Source organism: Erythrobacter crassostreae (assembly GCF_019204045.1).
GTDB classification, from domain to species: Bacteria; Pseudomonadota; Alphaproteobacteria; order Sphingomonadales; family Sphingomonadaceae; genus Erythrobacter; species Erythrobacter crassostreae.
In genome coordinates this window covers 130,228-147,314 of sequence record NZ_JAGSPC010000001.1, presented here as the reverse complement: position 1 = coordinate 147,314, position 17,087 = coordinate 130,228, and the positions used below count along the sequence as shown (strand labels likewise).

Below are 17,087 nucleotides of genomic sequence, written 5' to 3'. Positions count from 1 at the left end.
CAGCGGTGCGCACCCAAACGCACGCTTCCCGGCTTCTATGGTTGGGCATCGCCGGGCTGGTTCTGGCCTATGCGCTGACATTCTGGTCGGTGCCGAAGGATTACGACCAATGGGCCTACCTTTGGTTTGTACCTGCTGTGGGCGTTGTTGGCGCAATTATCGCCAATGCCAGCGGCACGGGCGGCGGAGTGGTGTTCATTCCGGTTTTCAATGCGCTGCGCGACCTGTCCGACTGGCAGCTTGATCCGATCCGGATAACCGCGATTTCGATGGGCATTCAGGCTTTCGGAATGAGTGTCGGCGCGCTTCGCTGGACAGACCGGTTACTCCATCAGCCAGAAACGGCTGAACATTCAAACGAGGCATCGGTGCGGTATCGGGATTATGCCATCACATGCCTGTTGGTGCTCGCGATCTCATTGCCCTTGCAATTGGTCACCCAAGTGTTCGTCCAAATCGAAGGGCGAACAATCCTGCTCGCCTATAAAGGATTTTCGATTGCCCTCGGCTTTGCGCTGATCATTGCGACATGGACTGTGAACCGTGATGCGCCCGAGCGGCGGAACCTGAGCCGGTTGGACCTTGTGGTTCTCGCCGGACTTTCGATCCCGGGCGGCTTCATCACGGCGTTGTTCTCTGTCGGGATCGGGGAGTTGGTCGCGTTCTATCTGTTCTTGCGGCATTTCCCGATGGTGCTCGCCGTTGGCACAGCCTGCGTTATATCTTCAATCAGCATGGTGGCGGGCACCGTGGTGAATGTGCATGCGGGCATTATAGCGTGGGATATTGTCCTGTTGGCGGCCCCGGGCGCTATGTTGGGCGCATTGCTCGCTCGGCCGATCGCGTTGTGGCTCGGACCGCGCAAGCTCAAGACGGCAGGCGGGCTGTGGATCGCACTGTCTGCTTTCTATTTGATCGGCATAACTCAGTCCTGAGAGCCTGTTTAAGTTTCCAAGCAGGATTCTGACGGCCTTCCGCACGAATCTTACACGCTTTCCCCGAACTTTTGCGAGTCAGCGCAACCGGCGATTGACGTATGCCTTCGCATCCGCAAAACGAGTCGTGCCTGCCGGGTGTGATTCCGGCGTCTTTCGCGGGAGAGACTGGTTTGAGCAATCAAGCACGGCGCCGAAGGAGCAACCGCCCCGGAAACTCTCAGGCAAACGGACCGCGCGAGGCATAGGCACTCTGGAAAGCGTGATTGCAGTCAGCTGCAATCACCACCGAAGGGGAAGGTTAGGCGGATCAATTCGTTTGACTGAAGCTCTCAGGTTTCCCGACAGAGGGGGCAGGAACAGCGTGCCGTCCGGCGCGTTGGATTCTTGTTCGGGGAACAGTGATTTTGAGCGACGAGATACCACAAGACGATATGCCGCCTGAGAAGCTGCCGCTGGATGCGTGGCACCGCGATCAGGGCGCGCGCATGGTTCCGTTTGCGGGCTATGAAATGCCCATTCAATATACGGGCGAGCATGGCGGCATTGTTGCGGAGCATGAATGGACGCGCACGAATGCGGGCCTGTTTGATGTTTCCCATATGGGGCAGCTTTTGCTGTCCGGTGAGGGATTGGATGAGGCGGTTGAGGCTGTCTTGCCGATTGACCTTTCCACGTTGAAACTGGGCCGGCAGCGTTATTCGCTGCTGCTGGATGAAGAAGGCGGCGTTCTGGATGACCTGATGGTTTCGCGCTGGCCGGGGCATCTTTATCTCGTCGTGAACGGCGCAACCAAATTTGATGATATCGGCCATTTGCGTGAGCATTTGCCGGACGAGATTACACTCAACCATCTGGACGATCACGCTTTGCTGGCGCTGCAGGGGCCAAAGGCGGTTGATGCACTGGCGCGTCATGCGACCGGCGAATACTCGCTGTCCGATCTCACATTCATGCGCTTTGGCAAGTTTTCGATTGCTGGCCACAACGCAACGATTGCGCGAGCTGGCTACACCGGTGAGGACGGGTTTGAAATTTCGATACCTGCTGACGCTGCAGAAGAAATTGCGACTCTGCTCCTGAGCGAACCCGAGGTTCAGCCCATCGGCCTTGGGGCGCGTGACAGTTTGCGGTTGGAGGCTGGCTTGCCATTGTACGGGCATGATCTGTCACCTGACATTAGCCCGATCGAAGCCGGTCTGATTTTCGGCATTAACAAGCGTCGCCGGACCGAGGGCGGCTTTTTGGGCGCAGACCGGATTTTGCGCGAGATCGCCGGTGGCACTGCGAAAACGCGCGTTGGCCTCACACTCGAAGGCCGAATGCCTGCGCGCGAAGGCGCGGAAGTTTACTCAGGCGATACCAAAGTTGGCACCGTTACCAGCGGCGGTTTCTCGCCCACGCTCGGCGTGCCGATTGCGATGGCTTACGTTGACCAAGCCCACGCCGCCGATGGCGCAGAATTGAGCTGCGAGGTGCGTAAAAAGCGCCTGCCGGCCACCGTTTCACCTATGCCTTTTGTTCCGCACCGCTATTTCCGAGGGAGCTGATTTCTATGCCGCGTTACTTCACTGATGAACATGAATGGATCGATGTCGAAGGCGAAAGCGCCACTGTCGGCATCACTGATTACGCGCAGGAGCAATTGGGCGATATCGTCTTTGTTGAACTGCCTGATGTCGGCGCGATGTTGGACAAGGGCGGCGATGCAGCCGTTGTCGAAAGTGTGAAAGCGGCCAGCGATGTCTACGCCCCGATCACCGGCGAAGTGACCGAAGGCAATTCTGCTCTCGAAGATGAACCTGCACTCGTGAACTCCTCGCCAGAGGAAGAAGGCTGGTTCTTCCGCATGACCATCGGGGATCGTGACGAGCTCGAAGGCCTGATGGACGACAAGGCTTACAAGGCTTTCGTCGACAATCTTTGATTTTTGCTCATCCCGGCATTCCTGCCGACCGTAGCTGCTGAATTACGGAGCACCCGTTAGTCGAAAAAGCGGGCTTAGGAGACCTCTCAAATGCGTTACCTCCCTCTAACTGACACCGATCGCAGCGACATGCTGGCAAAAATCGGCGCGTCGTCGATAGATGATCTGTTTGTCGATGTGCCTGAAGTCGCGCGGCTTGATGGCCCGATCCGTGATTTGCCGATGCATGCGAGCGAAATGGCGGTTGAGCGTCATATGAAACGGCTCGCGGGCAAGAATTTGGCGGCTGGTGACGCGCCATTCTTCCTTGGTGCGGGCGCCTATCGCCATCATGTTCCGGCCAGCGTCGATACCGTGATCCAGCGCGGCGAATTTCTGACGGCTTACACCCCGTATCAGCCCGAAATCGCGCAGGGCACGCTGCAAATGCTGTTTGAATTCCAAACGCAGGTGGCAAAGCTGTATGGCTGCGCAGTCGCGAACGCGTCGCTTTATGATGGGTCGACGGCGTGCTGGGAAGCGGTGGCGATGGCTGGCCGCGTTACCAAACGGAAACGTGCGGTTTTGTCCGGCGCGCTCCACCCGCATTATTCAGAAGTCGTCAAGACAATGGCGCAGTTCACGGGTGACGAGATCGCCGATAGCGCGCCATCGATCCAGACCGAGCCGGACCTTGAAGGGCTGATCAGCCGTATCGATGACGAGACATCATGCGTCGTAGTGCAATATCCCGACATTCTTGGCCGGGTAAGTGACTTGTCCAAAGTGGCCGAAGCAGCCCATGCGAAGGGCGCTTTGCTGGTTGCCGTAAACACGGAGCCGGTGGCTCTGGGCTCGATCAAATCACCGGGTGAACTCGGAGCGGATATCGTCGTGGGTGAAGGCCAGTCAATCGGCGTCGGCTTGCAATTTGGCGGGCCATATCTCGGCCTCTTCGCGGTGCGAAATCCGAAACATGTGCGCCAGATGCCGGGCCGGTTGTGCGGAGAAACCACCGATGCAGAGGGCAAGCGCGGTTTTGTGCTGACACTGTCCACGCGCGAGCAACATATTCGCCGCGAAAAAGCGACCTCAAACATCTGCACCAATTCCGGTCTGTGTGCGCTGGCATTCAGCGTCCATATGACGTTGCTGGGTGAGCGCGGAATGAGGGAGCTGGCGGCAGAGAACCACCGGCTTGCCTGTTTGGCTGCAGATCGACTGGACAAAGTGCCGGGCGTGAAAGTGCTCAACAACGCGTTCTTCAACGAATTCACCCTGATGCTCGATGGCAAGCCCGCGCGCGAGATCGTGCGCGGAATGGCGGATCGCGGCGTATTGGGCGGTGTGTCGCTCGGGCGGCTTTATCCAGGTGTCGAAGCGCTGGAGCATGCACTGCTTGTCGCGGTGACAGAGATGACAACCGAAGACGACATCGAGACCCTAGCCACCGAGCTCGAAGCTCTCGTGAAGGAGCCAGCCCAATGAACGCGCCCAACAAATCCGGCTGGAAACCTCAGATGGAAGTCGCCGAGGACGGCCTGCACAATGGCCCGCAAACCACCACTGGCAACCGTGCATTGATGCTCGAAGAACCACTGATTTTTGAGATTGGCAAAGCGGAAACGACCGGCGTCGATCTGCCAGCAGTCGATGCGAGTGCGGCCACTCGCTTTGGCGGGTTGGAACGTATTGATCCGATTGGTCTGGTCGGCCTGACAGAGCCAGAAACGGTGCGTCATTACACTCGTCTCAGCCGCCAGAATTACGGTATCGACCTCGGCTTCTTCCCGCTCGGATCGTGCACGATGAAGCACAATCCGCGTTTAAATGAGAAGATGGCGCGCCTACCAGGCTTTGCCGATGTGCACCCGCTGCAACCCGTGCAAACAGTGCAAGGCGCGCTGGAGGTAGTGAACGAGCTGGCGCACTGGTTGCTGACACTTACAGGAATGCACAGCGTCGCGATGAGCCCTAAAGCGGGGGCACACGGCGAGCTTTGCGGTATCCTATGTATTCGTGCGGCGCTTGAAGCGCGCGGGAACGCCCGCGAAGTCGTGCTTGTGCCAGAGAGCGCGCACGGTACCAATCCTGCGACTGCTGCCTTTGCCAACTACCGGGTTGAGAATATCCCCGCGACACCAGCAGGCAGAGTGGATGTCGAGGCGCTTAAGGCGCGTTTAGGGCCAGATGTGGCAGCGGTGATGATCACCAATCCCAACACTTGTGGTCTGTTTGAGCCTGATATGCGTGAAATCAGCGATGCGGTTCATGAAGCTGGAGGCTTTGTTTATTGTGACGGGGCTAACTTCAACGCCATCGTCGGCAAAGTTCGCCCTGGCGATCTCGGCGTTGATGCGATGCACATCAACCTTCACAAGACATTCTCCACTCCGCACGGCGGCGGCGGACCAGGTTCCGGCCCAGTCGTGCTTTCAGAGGCGCTCGCGCCCTATATGCCGCTGCCATACACTGCGCGCACGAAGGACGGCGTGGTTCACCTGATCGAAGAAGAGCAGGCAGACGAATTTGCCCGCGAGCACTTCGGCGGTGAGCTTTCCAGCTTTGGCCGGATGACGGCATTCCATGGCCAGATGGGCATGTTCACACGTGCGCTGACTTACATGCTCAGCCATGGCGCAGACGGCCTGAAACAGGTGGCCGAGGATGCGGTGCTCAACGCCAATTATATCCTGCGCAGCCTCGAAGACCTGCTCCATGCGCCGTTCGCGGACGCCGGCCCGTGTATGCACGAGGCTCTGTTTGGCGACAAAGACTTCGGCGGCGATCTGTCGACGCTGGATCTGGCCAAGGCGTTGATCGACGAAGGCTATCACCCGATGACGGTGTATTTCCCGCTGGTCGTGCACGGCGCGATGCTGGTCGAGCCGACAGAGACGGAGAGCAAGGCATCGATTGACCAGTTCATCACGGCGTTCCGTTCGGTCGCGCAGCGCGCTCTGGATGGTGACGAGACGATGAAACAAGCGCCGTATTATGCGCCGCGTCGCCGCCTTGATGAGACTGCCGCCGCGCGCAAGCCGAAGCTGGCATGGGAAGCGCCCGTAGGATGATCGTCACCCTGTGAAGATCGTCTTTAGCCGCAAGGGTTTCGACAGTTCTTCTGGCGGTGGACCTTCGCCAATTTTGGAGGGCCATCCTGTAAGCCTACCCATTCCGGCGGGCACGGCGAGCGCGACGACTTACGGCGATCTGGGGCTGGGCGATCACGCGGCGAAAGCGAGTAAAGGCAAGCTGGGCGCGGGCGATCTGTGCCACCACGATCCGGTGTTCCTTGAGGGCGGCACTTGCGTCTTTGGACAGCACAGCGCGGCGCAAACGCATCTTGAACGGCAGGGCGTTGGGCTGGGCGATGTGTTTCTGTTTTTCGGCCTGTTTGCCGAGGAGCAGACTAGCGAGGCACATCACCGCATCTTTGGCTATTTGCGCGTCGAAGAGACAATCCCTCTTGCAGACGGCATTCCGGCTGATTTGATCGACATTGCCCATCCGCATGCATTGGCGATGCACAGCGCGAATGATGTGATCTGGCGCGGGGAGGGGCGCACTGCGAACCGCGCGAGTGACTCGCTGCGGCTATCCGTGCCGGGCGGACCGCCAAGCCTTTGGCAGCGGCCTGATTGGCTCAAACGCGGCGGGTTGTCATACCATGACCGCGCTGACCGGTGGTTGCGCGGCAACAGATTGCGCAGCGTTGCGCGCGGTCAAGAATTCGTCGCGGATATCGGCCGGCGCAGGGCTCCGCGCGAATGGCTTGAGACCAAGATCGCGAAAATCAATAGGTCTTGATGATGGCGGAGAAGTCCTTCCCGCCATTACCCGCCCCGTCGAAGCTTTCATAAAGCGCCGCCGCGCGCGAGCCCATCGGCACGGCGCTATCAGATGCGTCCGCCGCTTCCATCGCGAGCCGCAAATCTTTCAGCATCAATGCGGTAGCAAAGCCGCCTTGGTAGTCATTATCAGAAGGGCTTTGCGGGCCGACACCGGGCACCGGGCAATAACTCGTCATCGACCAGTTTTGCCCTGAAGAGACGGACGAAATGTCGTAGAATGTCTGAGGATCAAGGCCGAGCTTTTCTGCCATGGCAAAGGCTTCGCACGTCCCCGCCATATGAATCGCAAGCAGCATATTGTTGCAGATTTTCGCCGCTTGGCCGTTGCCTGCGTCCCCTGCGTGGATCACGGCTTTGCCCATCGCTTCGAGAATAGGTTTGGCCCTCGCAAATGCGTCGGCGCTGCCGCCGACCATAAAGGTAAGCGTGCCACCATTGGCCGCCGCGATACCGCCAGAAACGGGCGCATCGACCATGTCATATCCCGCCTCTGTCGCAGAGGAGATCACATCGCGGGCTGTGGCAACATCGATGGTGGAGCAATCAAGGAACACGGCGCCGGTCGGGGCAAGGCCGATCACGTCCTCGCCATAAACGCCTCTAACGATTGCACCGTTTGGCAGCATCGAAACGACAGCCTCGGCATTTGCAACGGCATCTTTCGCGCTGGTAAAAGTGGCGCAGCCTGCGTCCTTCGCGGCGTCGAGCGCATCCTGACTAAGGTCAAAAGCGCGCACATCATGGCCCGCCTTCACAAGGTTAGCAGCCATTCCGCCGCCCATATTACCAAGTCCGATAAAGGCGATTTTCATGTTCTCTCTCCCCGAATGGATGGCCTTAGCGGCCTTTCCAATTCCCCTCACGCTTTTCGATAAACGCGGCCATGCCTTCCGCTTTGTCTTCACTCGCGGTGAGAATCTGGAAAATGCGGCGCTCCATGATCAGGCCCTGATCCAGCGTCATTTCAAACGCGGCGTTGACCATTTCCTTGTTAGCGATTGCGGCCATTGGCGGCATTGAAGCGATAGTACCCGCTGTTTTGAGCGCATCGGCGAGCAGATCGGCCTGCGGCACAACGCGCACCACCAGATTGGCGCGCTCTGCTTCGTCAGCGCTCATCATCCGGCCCGTCAGGCACATTTCCATCGATTTCGATTTGCCAATCGCGCGGGTCAAGCGCTGCGAGCCACCCATGCCGGGGGCTACGCCCAGCTTGATTTCAGGCTGACCGAACTTGGCGTTGTCCGACGCGATGATGAAATCCGCCATCATGGCGAGCTCACACCCGCCGCCTAGCGCGAAACCGTTGACCGCTGCGATCCACGGCTTGCGGGTTTTCTTCACAATTTCGCTGGTCCACGGCGAGAAGAAATCATCGAGGTAGAAATCCGCTGCGGCCTTTTCCGACATCTCCTTAATGTCAGCGCCCGCAGCAAAAGCCTTGTCACCCGATCCTGTAAGCACAGCGCACAGCTGCGTATCGTCTTCGCTGTACTCGGCAAACGCTGCAGTCAAATCGGCGAGAATGCCTGAATTGAGTGCATTCAAAGCCTTGGGCCGGTTGAGCGTCATCAAGGTAACGCCCTTGGTCCCGCCTGCGTTTTTCTCGACAGTGATCGTTTCGTAGGTGCTCATAGAGGCTTCCATTCTTCATCTGCTGGCAGGGGTGCGAAAATGCTGTCGATCAGCGCGTCGCTCACTTCCGCCGGTGTTGCCGGATCCCATTTGGGATCGTTTGTTTTGTCTGTGATCACTGCGCGCACTCCCTCGGCAAAATCGGGCCGCGTCAGCACGCGCGATGCGATGCGGTATTCCATCACCATATTGTCAGCGAAAGTTGGCAGGTCGGTGCTCGTCGCCAGTTGGCGAAGCGCTACCTTGCATGTCTGCGGGCTTTTCGTGCCCAGCGTGTCGCGTTCTTTTTCTGCCCATGTGTCGCCGTCAGCAATTGCGCCTTCAAGGCTCGCGAGGATATCCTCATACCGGTCAGAGGCGAAGTGCTTAGCGATTTTCAGCGCGTTCTTTTCAATCCGTGCTTCGGGGGGAGTGCCGACCGGCTCTGACAAAATCCCTGCGATCCGGCCCGGCCGTTCAACAATGCGGGCCTTGATATCATCGAGCATTTCACTCGGCACGTAATGCGTCGCGAGGCCCGTCCAGAGAGCCTCTGACCCATCGAGCCGTGCTCCAGTCAGCGCAAGGAACTGGCCCAAGCGCCCGCCGATCCGCGATAGGTACCAGCCGCCGCCAACATCGGGGAACAGGCCGATACCGGTTTCCGGCATGGCAAAGCGCGTATTTTCGGTCGCGACGCGGAACTTGGCGGGCTGTGAAATGCCCACGCCGCCGCCCATCGTGATGCCGTCCATAAAGGCGACAACGGGCTTCGGAAAAGTGAACAGCTGATGGTTTAGCTGGTACACGTCATGGAAGAATTTGCGACCCGATGCGCCGCCATCGTTCAGCGCGGAATCCCGCAGGAAAGCGATATCGCCTCCAGCGCAGAAGCCGCGACTTCCTTCGACATGATCAATGATAACGGCTTCGATTGCGTCATCATTCGCCCATTCGCTAAGCGCCGTGCTCATCGCGTGACACATATCCAGCGTTAGCGCGTGGAGCGCCTTAGGCCGGTTTAGCGAGATACGCCCGACAGTTCCGTCGATCCGTGTAACTACGTCTTGGGTCATGAAACCCCTTTCCTGTGTCTGCACCAATTACTGGCGCAGCAAATCCCGACCTACGATCATGCGCATAACCTGATTGGTGCCTTCGAGGATCGAATGCACGCGCAGATCGCGCCAGAACCGTTCAATCGGGTAATCTTTGAGATAGCCGTAGCCGCCGAATAATTGCAGCGCATCGTTGACGACTTTGCTGCCATTGTCGGTGGCGAGCCGTTTCGCCATCGCGGAAAAGCGTGATTTATCCGGCGCGTTGTCGGTGACTTTGGCCGCAGCGAGATAAAGCAGCGCCCGCGCGCTTTCCAGATCGGTTGCCATGTCGGCGAGCATGAATTGGGTGTTCTGAAAATCGGCAATCGGCGTATCGAACTGTTTACGATCCTTTGTGTAGGCGATCGCTTCATCTAGACAGCGCTGCGCCCCGCCAAGCGAACATGCGCCGATATTGAGCCGTCCGCCGTCGAGGCCCATCATCGCAAAGCGGAAGCCTTCGCCTTCATCACCGACACGGTTCGCCACGGGGATGCGCGCGTCTTCGAAAATGACCTGCGCGGTGGGCGAGGCGTTCCAGCCGAGTTTCTTCTCGGGCGCGCCAAAACTGACGCCGGGTGTGTCCTTGTCGATCACAAGGCAGGTGATGCCTTTGGTCTTGTGTTCGCTTGTGCGGACCATGGTTACATAAACGTCGTTTACACCGCCGCCGGAAATGAACTGCTTTGTGCCGTTCAAAACATAGTGATCTCCATCAAGCACTGCATTGGCTTTGAGGCCCGCCGCGTCCGATCCACTGCCCGGCTCTGTCAGGCAATAGCTGGCGATTTTCTCCATGCTGATCAGATCGTCCAGATACCGTTTTTTCACATCCGCATTGCCGAATGTGTCGATCATCCACGCGGCCATATTGTGGATCGAGATGAACGCGCTTGTCGTCGGGCAGCCATAGGCCATGGCTTCCATGATCAGCGCGGCTTCCAACCGGCCAAGCCCAATGCCGCCACTTTCCTCGGAAACATAGATCGCGCCAAAACCAAGCTCGGCGGTCTGCTTGATCACATCCTTTGGGAAGATATGTTTCTCATCCCATTCTCCGGCATGCGGGGTGATGTTGTCGGCAGTGAAACGCTGCGCCATTTCCTGGATCGCAAGCTGGTCTTCGGTGAGCTGAAATTGTCCTGTCATGGGCTAGTATCTAGGCGTCTTCGGCTGCTGAGAAAAGGGCTGGCGGGCAGTGGTTTTTACTTGGTACGATGCAGAAAGCCGCAAAAAATATTTCGTAAGGATGTAACCAAACTGGCTCCTCCGACGTAGCTATCGGTATGGCCCGGCACAAATCACCGCAAAAACCCCAGCTTTTGATCGTCTACAATGCCGATGGAGGCGTGTTGAATATGCTGCTCCACGCAGCGCATAAACAGTTCGCGCCTGACTCGTATCCCTGTTCGCTTTGCGCCCTGACTTACGGCCCGGTTTCGATGCGCGGGGAGTGGAAACGGTTTCTGAAGTCCTTGCCGATGGATGCGGTGTTTCACCACCGTGACGATTTCGCTGATGCCTATCCCAATTACGGGCATGATTTGCCTGCGATCCTTGTCGCGGATTCAAATCGGCGGCTGCGCGCACTGATCCCTGCAAGTGATCTGGATGCGATGGATGACCTAAGCGATTTGATTGTCGAGATGGAGAGCAAACTTGAAGCCGAGCGGGTCAATATGCCGTTTGTTCGGGTGTCGGCTTAAGCTGTCTAAGTTAGGGGGCGCTGACGATCGCCTCGGCCTCTATCTCAACTTTCCATTCTGCCCTGCATAGCCATGCCACGCCTGCCATTGTTGCCGTTGGTTTAGCGTCTCCGAAGTATCGTGCATGAACAGCGCCCACAGCTGCCTGATCATCAAAATCGGTGAGCAGCATGCGGGTGCGCACGACATCTTTCGCGGTCCCGCCAAGCTCTTCTATTGCTGCGATAATTAGCTCAAAACATCGCGCCGCCTGATCTGCAGCATCGCCAGACGTTGTCGTCCCGTCAGGCTCAATCGGGCCTGTTCCCGCGACAAGAATACGGTCGCCTTCGCGAACGGCGCGGCAGAACCCGAATTGCGCTTCGAACGGAGAGCCGGATGTGGCGCGCTGTCTCATAGTGCCTCGCAGATGTCGTTTTGTGCAGCCTCGATAACACGGGCATAGTCCGCGTCTGTCGGGGCCAGTCGCCGGATAAGAATAATGCCTTTGGCAGACGGTGCGTCTTTCGCAGTGAGCGTGATTTCCTGCGGTTCGCCATTGCCGCGAATGGTGCGAAAATTGTTGGTTTGCGCATCGAAGAACGACAGGCTGGAATACCCCTCATAGGCAGCCATCTTTACCCGAATGCCGTTCGCAGCCTGGCCAAAATCAAACCGGCATCCCGAATATGCAAGATCGGGAGATGGTCGAACAACGCTCTGCGTATCCGGGCGCATTTGCGGGGCCAGTTGAAACCCATGCACGGGCGTTCCTCGCTCTCCGATCATCGTATAGGCGCGGTCCATGATGAAAGACGGCGCGAAATATACAATTCCCGCATGCGTGGCGAGGGCGAGGATAATGCTACATGCTATCGGACCGGCGAGCCGCTTCATGAGGCATCTCCTGAACATTGAAGCCGTTTGACCGAAGGCGCGTCAATCATCCCTTCCGGGTCTTCCAGAACGCCATCATTCGGCACGTATAGCCTCAGTGTCAGGTCGAATGCTTCGGACGCTTTGCTCGAAATCCAACCTGTGTCATCGGCCGGCTTGGCAGGCGAAATGACCGCCGACCATCCAGAGCCATTATCGCTCTGCATATCTGCGCGGCTGGCATCGAAACTGAGCGCGCTATCGGTATTGTCTGGCAGGAAGTTTTGCGCGTTATATAGCGTGACTGACCACCATCGGGCGGGCATTGCGCCGCCGCTCAACTGGTACATGCAATCTTCCGTGAAAGGCTGTCCGCTGTCGTCCACTGTGCGGGTAAAATACACCGCTTCGGTGTTCGCCAAAGCGAGCAACCCGTGCCGCGCGATCCGCGCGCGAAAATAGGGGCTGGCATCCTCTGACCCCATGGCAAAATCGCCGTACCAATTGTTGATTTCAATTGGTCCTTGGGTGCGCCTGTCACCGGGCAGCAAACCTGCCATCGTCAAGGCAGAATACGCGCCTATCCCTATGCCGAGGATTGCGAAAGCGAGGTAGGTCAGTGCCCTCTTCATTCAGGACACTTCTTCGCAGGGTATTCGTCGTCCTGCTTCGGCTGGTCGCCTTCTGTTGTGTGCAGTCGCAGATCGTCACCCTCTCCGACCAATGAAAACCGGGTCGATTGCTGCCATGTGTCGCCTTCGCCCTCCATATCGAGCGTTACGATTGCATCCTCATTATCTATCGAGACCGCGTTTAGTGTTCCGATGGATTCATAGAATAGAATTTCATCGCCCGATATTTCCATTCGCATATCGCTTTCAGGGGAGCAGGTACCCCCTTCATAATCCCATACTCCTTGGAAACGGGTGGGGATCATGACCGCTCCTGTATCCGTTTCATCCGTCACTTCCGGAATGGGTTCGGCCCCGTCGCCAATGCCGCCATCCGGCTCGACAGGAATGGGAGTTTCTATCGGTTGTGGTTCTGCCGGATCGGGCGATACGCCGCAGGCAGACAGCGTTGCCGCAAGCGTTAGACATAGCGTAGTGCGTATTCTCATTCCTCTGGTTCGGGGGCTTCCCCCAAGACGCGTTCTCGAAACAGCAGCCCTGCGATACGTGTGTCATTGCGACCATACCAGCGCGGCGCAGGCATACCCCGCTCCCACGCGATCATTTCTGTAAGCGTGCCTTGCGAGAAGGGCACATCGGGCATTTCTTTGGCAATCGGGTCGGCATAGGCTTCATCAGCGGTGATGAATTCCCAGCCATCTGCTTTCAACGCCTTGATGAGATCGGGTAGAGCAAGGACCGTTAGGTCGCTTTCGTGCAGCAACATGACATGCGCCGGAGAGCGTCCGAGCGTGTCCCTTGCGATCCGATCATAGACCTCCGCTGCGCCCACATGGCTTTCGACGAAAAGCTCTTTCATCGCATCTATATTCACGGACTTGCCCGCGCGCATCGATTTGGAAAACTCTGAGTCGTAGAACCAGTCGGATGCGTCGATAGTGACGTATCCGTTTGTCAGGCCGAGCTCATCCAAAGCTGTGCGGATTGCATCGCGTTTGACCTTGTCTTTCCCGCCTTCATCCAGAAACGGAAAACGGAACCAAGGCCGATTGCCGTCGCGTCCGTCGAGCCACTTCGCCGCCCTGCCAATATCGTTGATATAGGCTTGCGCATCCGTATCGCGCAGCTGCGGGTGCGAGAAAGTATGGTTGGCAATCACATGCCCGGCCGCGACATAGGCTGCAATCCTCGCATGACCGCCCGGCTTTTCTGCAAGCTTGCCCGGATTGAGGAAAAACGCTGCCTGTTTGACATCGCCATCATGCAAAGCCGCGATCAGACGGATCGAGCGTTCATCATCGGAATACAGCGCGCCTTCAAACCTAGGCGTGTCATCAAAGCTGAGCGCGATGCGTTTGACCGGTGTAGCTTCGGCGGCCTCTTGCGCTGCCAGTGCTCCCGGCAGCAAGACCGCGAAGAGCACCAATATTGAGCGCAAGAAAGCCAAATCCGTTACCCCATGGTTGGAATGATAAAGGCATTCGATCCATCGCCGCCACCGTCCGGCCAGCGCTGGGTGATCTTCTTATTCTTGGTCCAGAATGCGAGACCTTCTGTGCCATATTGATCGATATCGCCAAATCCGGAACGCTTCCACCCGCCAAAGCTGTGATAGCTGACCGGCACAGGGATCGGGACGTTCACGCCGACCATGCCGACCTGAACACGGCTCGCAAATTCGCGCGCGGCGTGACCATTGCGGGTGAAGATCGCGACACCGTTTCCGTATTGATGCTCGCTTGGCAGGCGCACGGCGTCTTCGAAATCTTTCGCGCGGACAATCTGAAGCACAGGTCCGAAGATTTCTTCCTGATAGCTTTTCATTGTCTCAGTCACGCCGTCGATCAGGGTCGGGCCGACGAAGAAGCCGTTCTCATGGCCTTGCAAAGTAAAACCGCGGCCATCGATCACGATCTCGCTGCCTTCTTCCTCGGCAGTGGTGATCCATTGTTCAACGCGCGCCTTGTGTTCCGGCGTGACAACCGGGCCGTAATGCGCGTCAGGATCGTTGGAGACACCGACCCGCAAAGCATTGATCGCCGGGATCAGCTTCTCACGCAGGCGGTTGGCCGTGTCTTCGCCGACTGGAACGACGACGGGCAAAGCCATGCAGCGCTCGCCAGCGGAGCCGAATGCCGCGCCGGTCAGGTCATTCACAACCTGATCAAGGTCGGCATCGGGCATGACAATGCCGTGGTTCTTCGCGCCGCCGAAAGCCTGAACACGTTTCGCATTCGCTGTGCCGCGCGAATAGATATATTGCGCGATATCGGATGATCCGACGAAGCTGATAGCGGCGATATCGGGGTGATCGATGATGGCATCGACCATTTCCTTGTCACCATGCAGAACTTGCAAAAGCCCTTCTGGTGCTCCCGCTTCGACGAACAATTCGGCGAGACGCATCGGCACGCTTGGATCGCGCTCGGATGGTTTCAGGATGAAGGCGTTGCCGGCCGCACACGCCATGCCGAACATCCACATCGGAATCATCGCGGGGAAATTGAACGGGGTGATACCCGCTCCAATGCCGAGCGGCTGGCGGGTGGAATAGACATCAATGCCGGGGCCTGCGCCTTGCGTGTATTCGCCTTTGAGAATCTGCGGAATGCCGCAAGCATATTCGATCACTTCGAGGCCGCGTTGCACATCGCCCTTCGCATCATCGACCACTTTGCCGTGTTCGGATGAAAGCAGTTCGGCGAGGCTTTGCATGTTCGCTTCGATCAATTCCTTGAACTTGAACATCACGCGGGCACGTTTTTGCGGATTGGTCGAGGCCCATGCGGGCTGCACTTCTTTGGCGGTGGCCACAGCTTTGTCGAGCAGGGCCGCATCACCGAGAGCTACCTCTGCCTGAACTTCGCCGGTAGACGGGTTCCAGATCGAGTGTTTGCGCGTCGGGGCTGGGCTGTCGCCGACAATGAAATGATCAACCTGGCGCATTATTATTCCTCTCGGGTTTTCGATTCTGCCACACTCCGTAGCGCCGCAGCGGCATAAATCCAATCTTTGCGGTGACGGTCACCGCGCGGGCTCCGTTGAGCGGCGGTTGAGCCTAGGCTGCCCACGGCCCCGTAATCGCGACGGTTCGTGTCGGAGCGTATGCGTTGACGAAGAACCATTTGCCGTCCGGTGAAAAACATCCGCCCGCCAGCTCGGTTTGCATGCGCAGGCCTCCAAAATCATAGGCCTCGCCCGCAGGGGTGATCCCGCGAAGGTGATTGTCGACCACGTCAGTGTATTGATCTTCGCATACAATCAGGTGGCCGTTCGGGGACACGCACAGATTGTCACCATAGTTGAACTGATCGGAGCTTTCGCTTTCAAAGAACAGTTCAACACGGTCTGGAGCAGAGCCGCGTCCGGGGATCAGTTTGAAAATCTGGCCGAGCTTGTTCGCGCCGCCGCTGGTCGAGCAGAAATACATCTCATCCTCGCCCATATGCAGGCCTTCGCCGCGCGCGATCAGAGCTGCGCCCTTCGTCGCTGCTTGTGTGCGCAGGTCATCTTTCGGCGCTTCTACATCATCCAGATCAACCCAGCGGGTCGTGAATGTCTTACTGACAGGCATCGTCGCCGCGTCCCAATTGCGGGTGTCTTTCAGGCCATCAATCACCATCGCTTGTAAGCGACCACCATCGGCCAGCTTGGTCCGCGTGTTCGGGATGAAGCGATAGAGGACACCTTCATCGCGGTCTTCCGTCATGTAAACGATACCTGTTTCGGGATCGACACACGCGGCCTCGTGATTGAAGCGGCCCATGGCGCGCAGCGGTGTCGGCTCGACAAGGCCGGTGGCGTTGCCGGGTACTTCAAACACCCAGCCGTGATTGACAGCGAGGCCTTCGCCGTATCGCTGTCCCGGGCCGGTTGGCGCTTCTTCGCAGGTCAGCCAGCTGCCCCACGGTGTTACGCCGCCAGAGCAATTACGGATCGTCCCGCCAAGAGTGCGAAACTGCCGCTTCACTTCGAGGGTTTTCGCATCGAGGACGATATTGGTCGTTCCGCCGGACACGGTCTTGCCATTATGCGTGCCGAACCCCTTGGCGATCGGTCCGCCGGCATCGTCGCTGGGAATGAGTTCATGGTTTCGCACCAGAACAATCTCGCCATTGCCAATGTCGAGGCAGCCCATACCGTCGGCTTTGTCAGGCACAGTGCCGCCATCGTCCATCGCATCGCCAAGACTGGAGAGCAGGCGGTAGGAAAAGCCCTGCGGCAAATCGAGCATGCCAGCCGGATCGGGCACAAGCGGGCCATAACCCGGAAGCGCGGAGCCAGCGCCTGTCAGAGCGGGTGCGACGCGGGTCATGCAGCCGCTAGCGAGCAGCGCGGCAAAGGCGCTGCCGGTGGTGGAGAGAAACTGGCGGCGGCTGGGTGTGTTCAAAGACATCGGCGTGTTCATCCTCATGTTCATAGCACGCCTATCGCGGATTGGCGGCTATGTCATGATGATACGGCATGTCGCCGTTCGGGATCGCG

The 17,087-nt window shown here is 58.0% G+C and carries 18 protein-coding genes and 1 riboswitch; of the genes, 7 read left to right on the top strand and 11 right to left on the bottom strand.

The window, feature by feature from the left end; all coding sequences use genetic code 11:
• The first annotated feature begins 5 nt into the window (after positions 1-5).
• The 6 genes from KCG46_RS00750 (at position 6) to KCG46_RS00725 (ending at position 6,651) form a co-directional block, all read left to right on the top strand.
• Positions 6-935 carry a sulfite exporter TauE/SafE family protein gene (locus KCG46_RS00750; RefSeq protein ID WP_218403471.1) on the top strand — a complete coding sequence of 310 codons (930 nt, stop codon included), beginning with the start codon at positions 6-8 and terminating at the stop codon, positions 933-935.
• A 149-nt stretch (positions 936-1,084) separates the two neighbouring features.
• A riboswitch (glycine riboswitch) is annotated at positions 1,085-1,181 on the top strand.
• Between the two features lie 188 nt (positions 1,182-1,369).
• Positions 1,370-2,485, top strand: a complete 1,116-nt coding sequence (gcvT, locus tag KCG46_RS00745) for a glycine cleavage system aminomethyltransferase GcvT (protein ID WP_218405206.1) — start codon at positions 1,370-1,372, stop codon at positions 2,483-2,485.
• A 5-nt stretch (positions 2,486-2,490) separates the two neighbouring features.
• Complete coding sequence (gcvH, locus tag KCG46_RS00740) at positions 2,491-2,862, top strand: glycine cleavage system protein GcvH (RefSeq protein WP_218403470.1); 372 nt, start codon at positions 2,491-2,493, stop codon at positions 2,860-2,862.
• Between the two features lie 90 nt (positions 2,863-2,952).
• Entirely contained in the window at positions 2,953-4,329 is a 1,377-nt protein-coding gene (gcvPA, locus tag KCG46_RS00735) for an aminomethyl-transferring glycine dehydrogenase subunit GcvPA (protein WP_218403469.1), read from the top strand.
• Entirely contained in the window at positions 4,326-5,915 is a 1,590-nt protein-coding gene (gene gcvPB, locus KCG46_RS00730) for an aminomethyl-transferring glycine dehydrogenase subunit GcvPB (RefSeq protein ID WP_218403468.1), read from the top strand. Before gcvPA ends, gcvPB begins: the two co-directional genes overlap by 4 nt.
• A 10-nt stretch (positions 5,916-5,925) precedes the next feature.
• Positions 5,926-6,651: an Nmad3 family putative nucleotide modification protein gene (locus KCG46_RS00725; protein WP_218403467.1), complete on the top strand. Its 726-nt coding sequence runs from the start codon at positions 5,926-5,928 to the stop codon at positions 6,649-6,651.
• On the opposite strand, the gene mmsB is transcribed toward KCG46_RS00725, so the two are convergent.
• Genes mmsB through KCG46_RS00705 form a run of 4 tightly spaced genes read right to left on the bottom strand, consistent with a single transcriptional unit; the run spans position 6,638 to position 10,558 of the window.
• On the bottom strand, positions 6,638-7,528 hold the full coding sequence (mmsB, locus tag KCG46_RS00720; protein WP_369410193.1) for a 3-hydroxyisobutyrate dehydrogenase: 891 nt from the start codon (positions 7,526-7,528) through the stop codon (positions 6,638-6,640). The genes KCG46_RS00725 and mmsB overlap by 14 nt on opposite strands.
• A 4-nt stretch (positions 7,529-7,532) precedes the next feature.
• A complete protein-coding gene (locus KCG46_RS00715; RefSeq protein ID WP_218403465.1) occupies positions 7,533-8,330 on the bottom strand; it encodes an enoyl-CoA hydratase-related protein in 798 nt (265 codons plus the stop codon).
• Positions 8,327-9,385: an enoyl-CoA hydratase/isomerase family protein gene (locus tag KCG46_RS00710; RefSeq protein ID WP_218403464.1), complete on the bottom strand. Its 1,059-nt coding sequence runs from the start codon at positions 9,383-9,385 to the stop codon at positions 8,327-8,329. Before KCG46_RS00710 ends, KCG46_RS00715 begins: the two co-directional genes overlap by 4 nt.
• 27 nt (positions 9,386-9,412) lie before the next feature.
• A complete protein-coding gene (locus KCG46_RS00705; RefSeq protein ID WP_218403463.1) occupies positions 9,413-10,558 on the bottom strand; it encodes an acyl-CoA dehydrogenase family protein in 1,146 nt (381 codons plus the stop codon).
• Between the two features lie 137 nt (positions 10,559-10,695).
• Between KCG46_RS00705 and KCG46_RS00700 the strand changes: the two genes are divergently transcribed.
• Positions 10,696-11,115, top strand: a complete 420-nt coding sequence (locus KCG46_RS00700) for a hypothetical protein (protein WP_218403462.1) — start codon at positions 10,696-10,698, stop codon at positions 11,113-11,115.
• A gap of 10 nt (positions 11,116-11,125) precedes the next feature.
• Here the strand turns inward: KCG46_RS00700 and KCG46_RS00695 are convergent, their stop codons facing one another.
• From KCG46_RS00695 to KCG46_RS00665, 7 genes are all read right to left on the bottom strand, one after another.
• Positions 11,126-11,512: a RidA family protein gene (locus KCG46_RS00695; RefSeq protein ID WP_218403461.1), complete on the bottom strand. Its 387-nt coding sequence runs from the start codon at positions 11,510-11,512 to the stop codon at positions 11,126-11,128.
• Positions 11,509-11,991 (bottom strand): DUF1254 domain-containing protein, encoded by a 483-nt coding sequence (locus KCG46_RS00690; protein WP_218403460.1) that lies wholly within the window; start codon positions 11,989-11,991, stop codon positions 11,509-11,511. The genes KCG46_RS00695 and KCG46_RS00690 overlap by 4 nt, the downstream gene beginning before the upstream one ends.
• On the bottom strand, positions 11,988-12,602 hold the full coding sequence (locus tag KCG46_RS00685) for a DUF1214 domain-containing protein (RefSeq protein ID WP_218403459.1): 615 nt from the start codon (positions 12,600-12,602) through the stop codon (positions 11,988-11,990). Before KCG46_RS00685 ends, KCG46_RS00690 begins: the two co-directional genes overlap by 4 nt.
• A complete protein-coding gene (locus KCG46_RS00680) occupies positions 12,599-13,090 on the bottom strand; it encodes a hypothetical protein (RefSeq protein ID WP_218403458.1) in 492 nt (163 codons plus the stop codon). Before KCG46_RS00680 ends, KCG46_RS00685 begins: the two co-directional genes overlap by 4 nt.
• Positions 13,087-14,049, bottom strand: coding sequence for a polysaccharide deacetylase family protein (locus KCG46_RS00675; protein WP_218403457.1), 963 nt, complete (start codon positions 14,047-14,049; stop codon positions 13,087-13,089). Before KCG46_RS00675 ends, KCG46_RS00680 begins: the two co-directional genes overlap by 4 nt.
• Before the next feature lie 5 nt (positions 14,050-14,054).
• Positions 14,055-15,548 carry a CoA-acylating methylmalonate-semialdehyde dehydrogenase gene (locus KCG46_RS00670; RefSeq protein WP_218403456.1) on the bottom strand — a complete coding sequence of 498 codons (1,494 nt, stop codon included), beginning with the start codon at positions 15,546-15,548 and terminating at the stop codon, positions 14,055-14,057.
• Positions 15,549-15,660: 112 nt separating this feature from the next.
• Positions 15,661-16,998, bottom strand: a complete 1,338-nt coding sequence (locus KCG46_RS00665; RefSeq protein WP_218403455.1) for an alkaline phosphatase PhoX — start codon at positions 16,996-16,998, stop codon at positions 15,661-15,663.
• Positions 16,999-17,087: the final 89 nt, after the last annotated feature.

What these genes read in the sequence shown, in the direction of transcription:
- gcvPB (WP_218403468.1), top strand. Translation starts at nt 4,326, where the DNA reads ATGAACGCGCCCAACAAATCCGGCTGGAAACCTCAGATGGAAGTCGCC.
- KCG46_RS00670 (WP_218403456.1), bottom strand. Translation starts at nt 15,548, where the DNA reads ATGCGCCAGGTTGATCATTTCATTGTCGGCGACAGCCCAGCCCCGACG.
- KCG46_RS00715 (WP_218403465.1), bottom strand. Translation starts at nt 8,330, where the DNA reads ATGAGCACCTACGAAACGATCACTGTCGAGAAAAACGCAGGCGGGACC.
- KCG46_RS00690 (WP_218403460.1), bottom strand. Translation starts at nt 11,991, where the DNA reads ATGAAGCGGCTCGCCGGTCCGATAGCATGTAGCATTATCCTCGCCCTC.
- KCG46_RS00680 (WP_218403458.1), bottom strand. Translation starts at nt 13,090, where the DNA reads ATGAGAATACGCACTACGCTATGTCTAACGCTTGCGGCAACGCTGTCT.
- gcvT (WP_218405206.1), top strand. Translation starts at nt 1,370, where the DNA reads ATGCCGCCTGAGAAGCTGCCGCTGGATGCGTGGCACCGCGATCAGGGC.
- KCG46_RS00685 (WP_218403459.1), bottom strand. Translation starts at nt 12,602, where the DNA reads ATGAAGAGGGCACTGACCTACCTCGCTTTCGCAATCCTCGGCATAGGG.
- gcvPA (WP_218403469.1), top strand. Translation starts at nt 2,953, where the DNA reads ATGCGTTACCTCCCTCTAACTGACACCGATCGCAGCGACATGCTGGCA.
- KCG46_RS00695 (WP_218403461.1), bottom strand. Translation starts at nt 11,512, where the DNA reads ATGAGACAGCGCGCCACATCCGGCTCTCCGTTCGAAGCGCAATTCGGG.
- KCG46_RS00700 (WP_218403462.1), top strand. Translation starts at nt 10,696, where the DNA reads ATGGCCCGGCACAAATCACCGCAAAAACCCCAGCTTTTGATCGTCTAC.
- KCG46_RS00710 (WP_218403464.1), bottom strand. Translation starts at nt 9,385, where the DNA reads ATGACCCAAGACGTAGTTACACGGATCGACGGAACTGTCGGGCGTATC.
- gcvH (WP_218403470.1), top strand. Translation starts at nt 2,491, where the DNA reads ATGCCGCGTTACTTCACTGATGAACATGAATGGATCGATGTCGAAGGC.
- KCG46_RS00665 (WP_218403455.1), bottom strand. Translation starts at nt 16,998, where the DNA reads ATGTCTTTGAACACACCCAGCCGCCGCCAGTTTCTCTCCACCACCGGC.
- KCG46_RS00705 (WP_218403463.1), bottom strand. Translation starts at nt 10,558, where the DNA reads ATGACAGGACAATTTCAGCTCACCGAAGACCAGCTTGCGATCCAGGAA.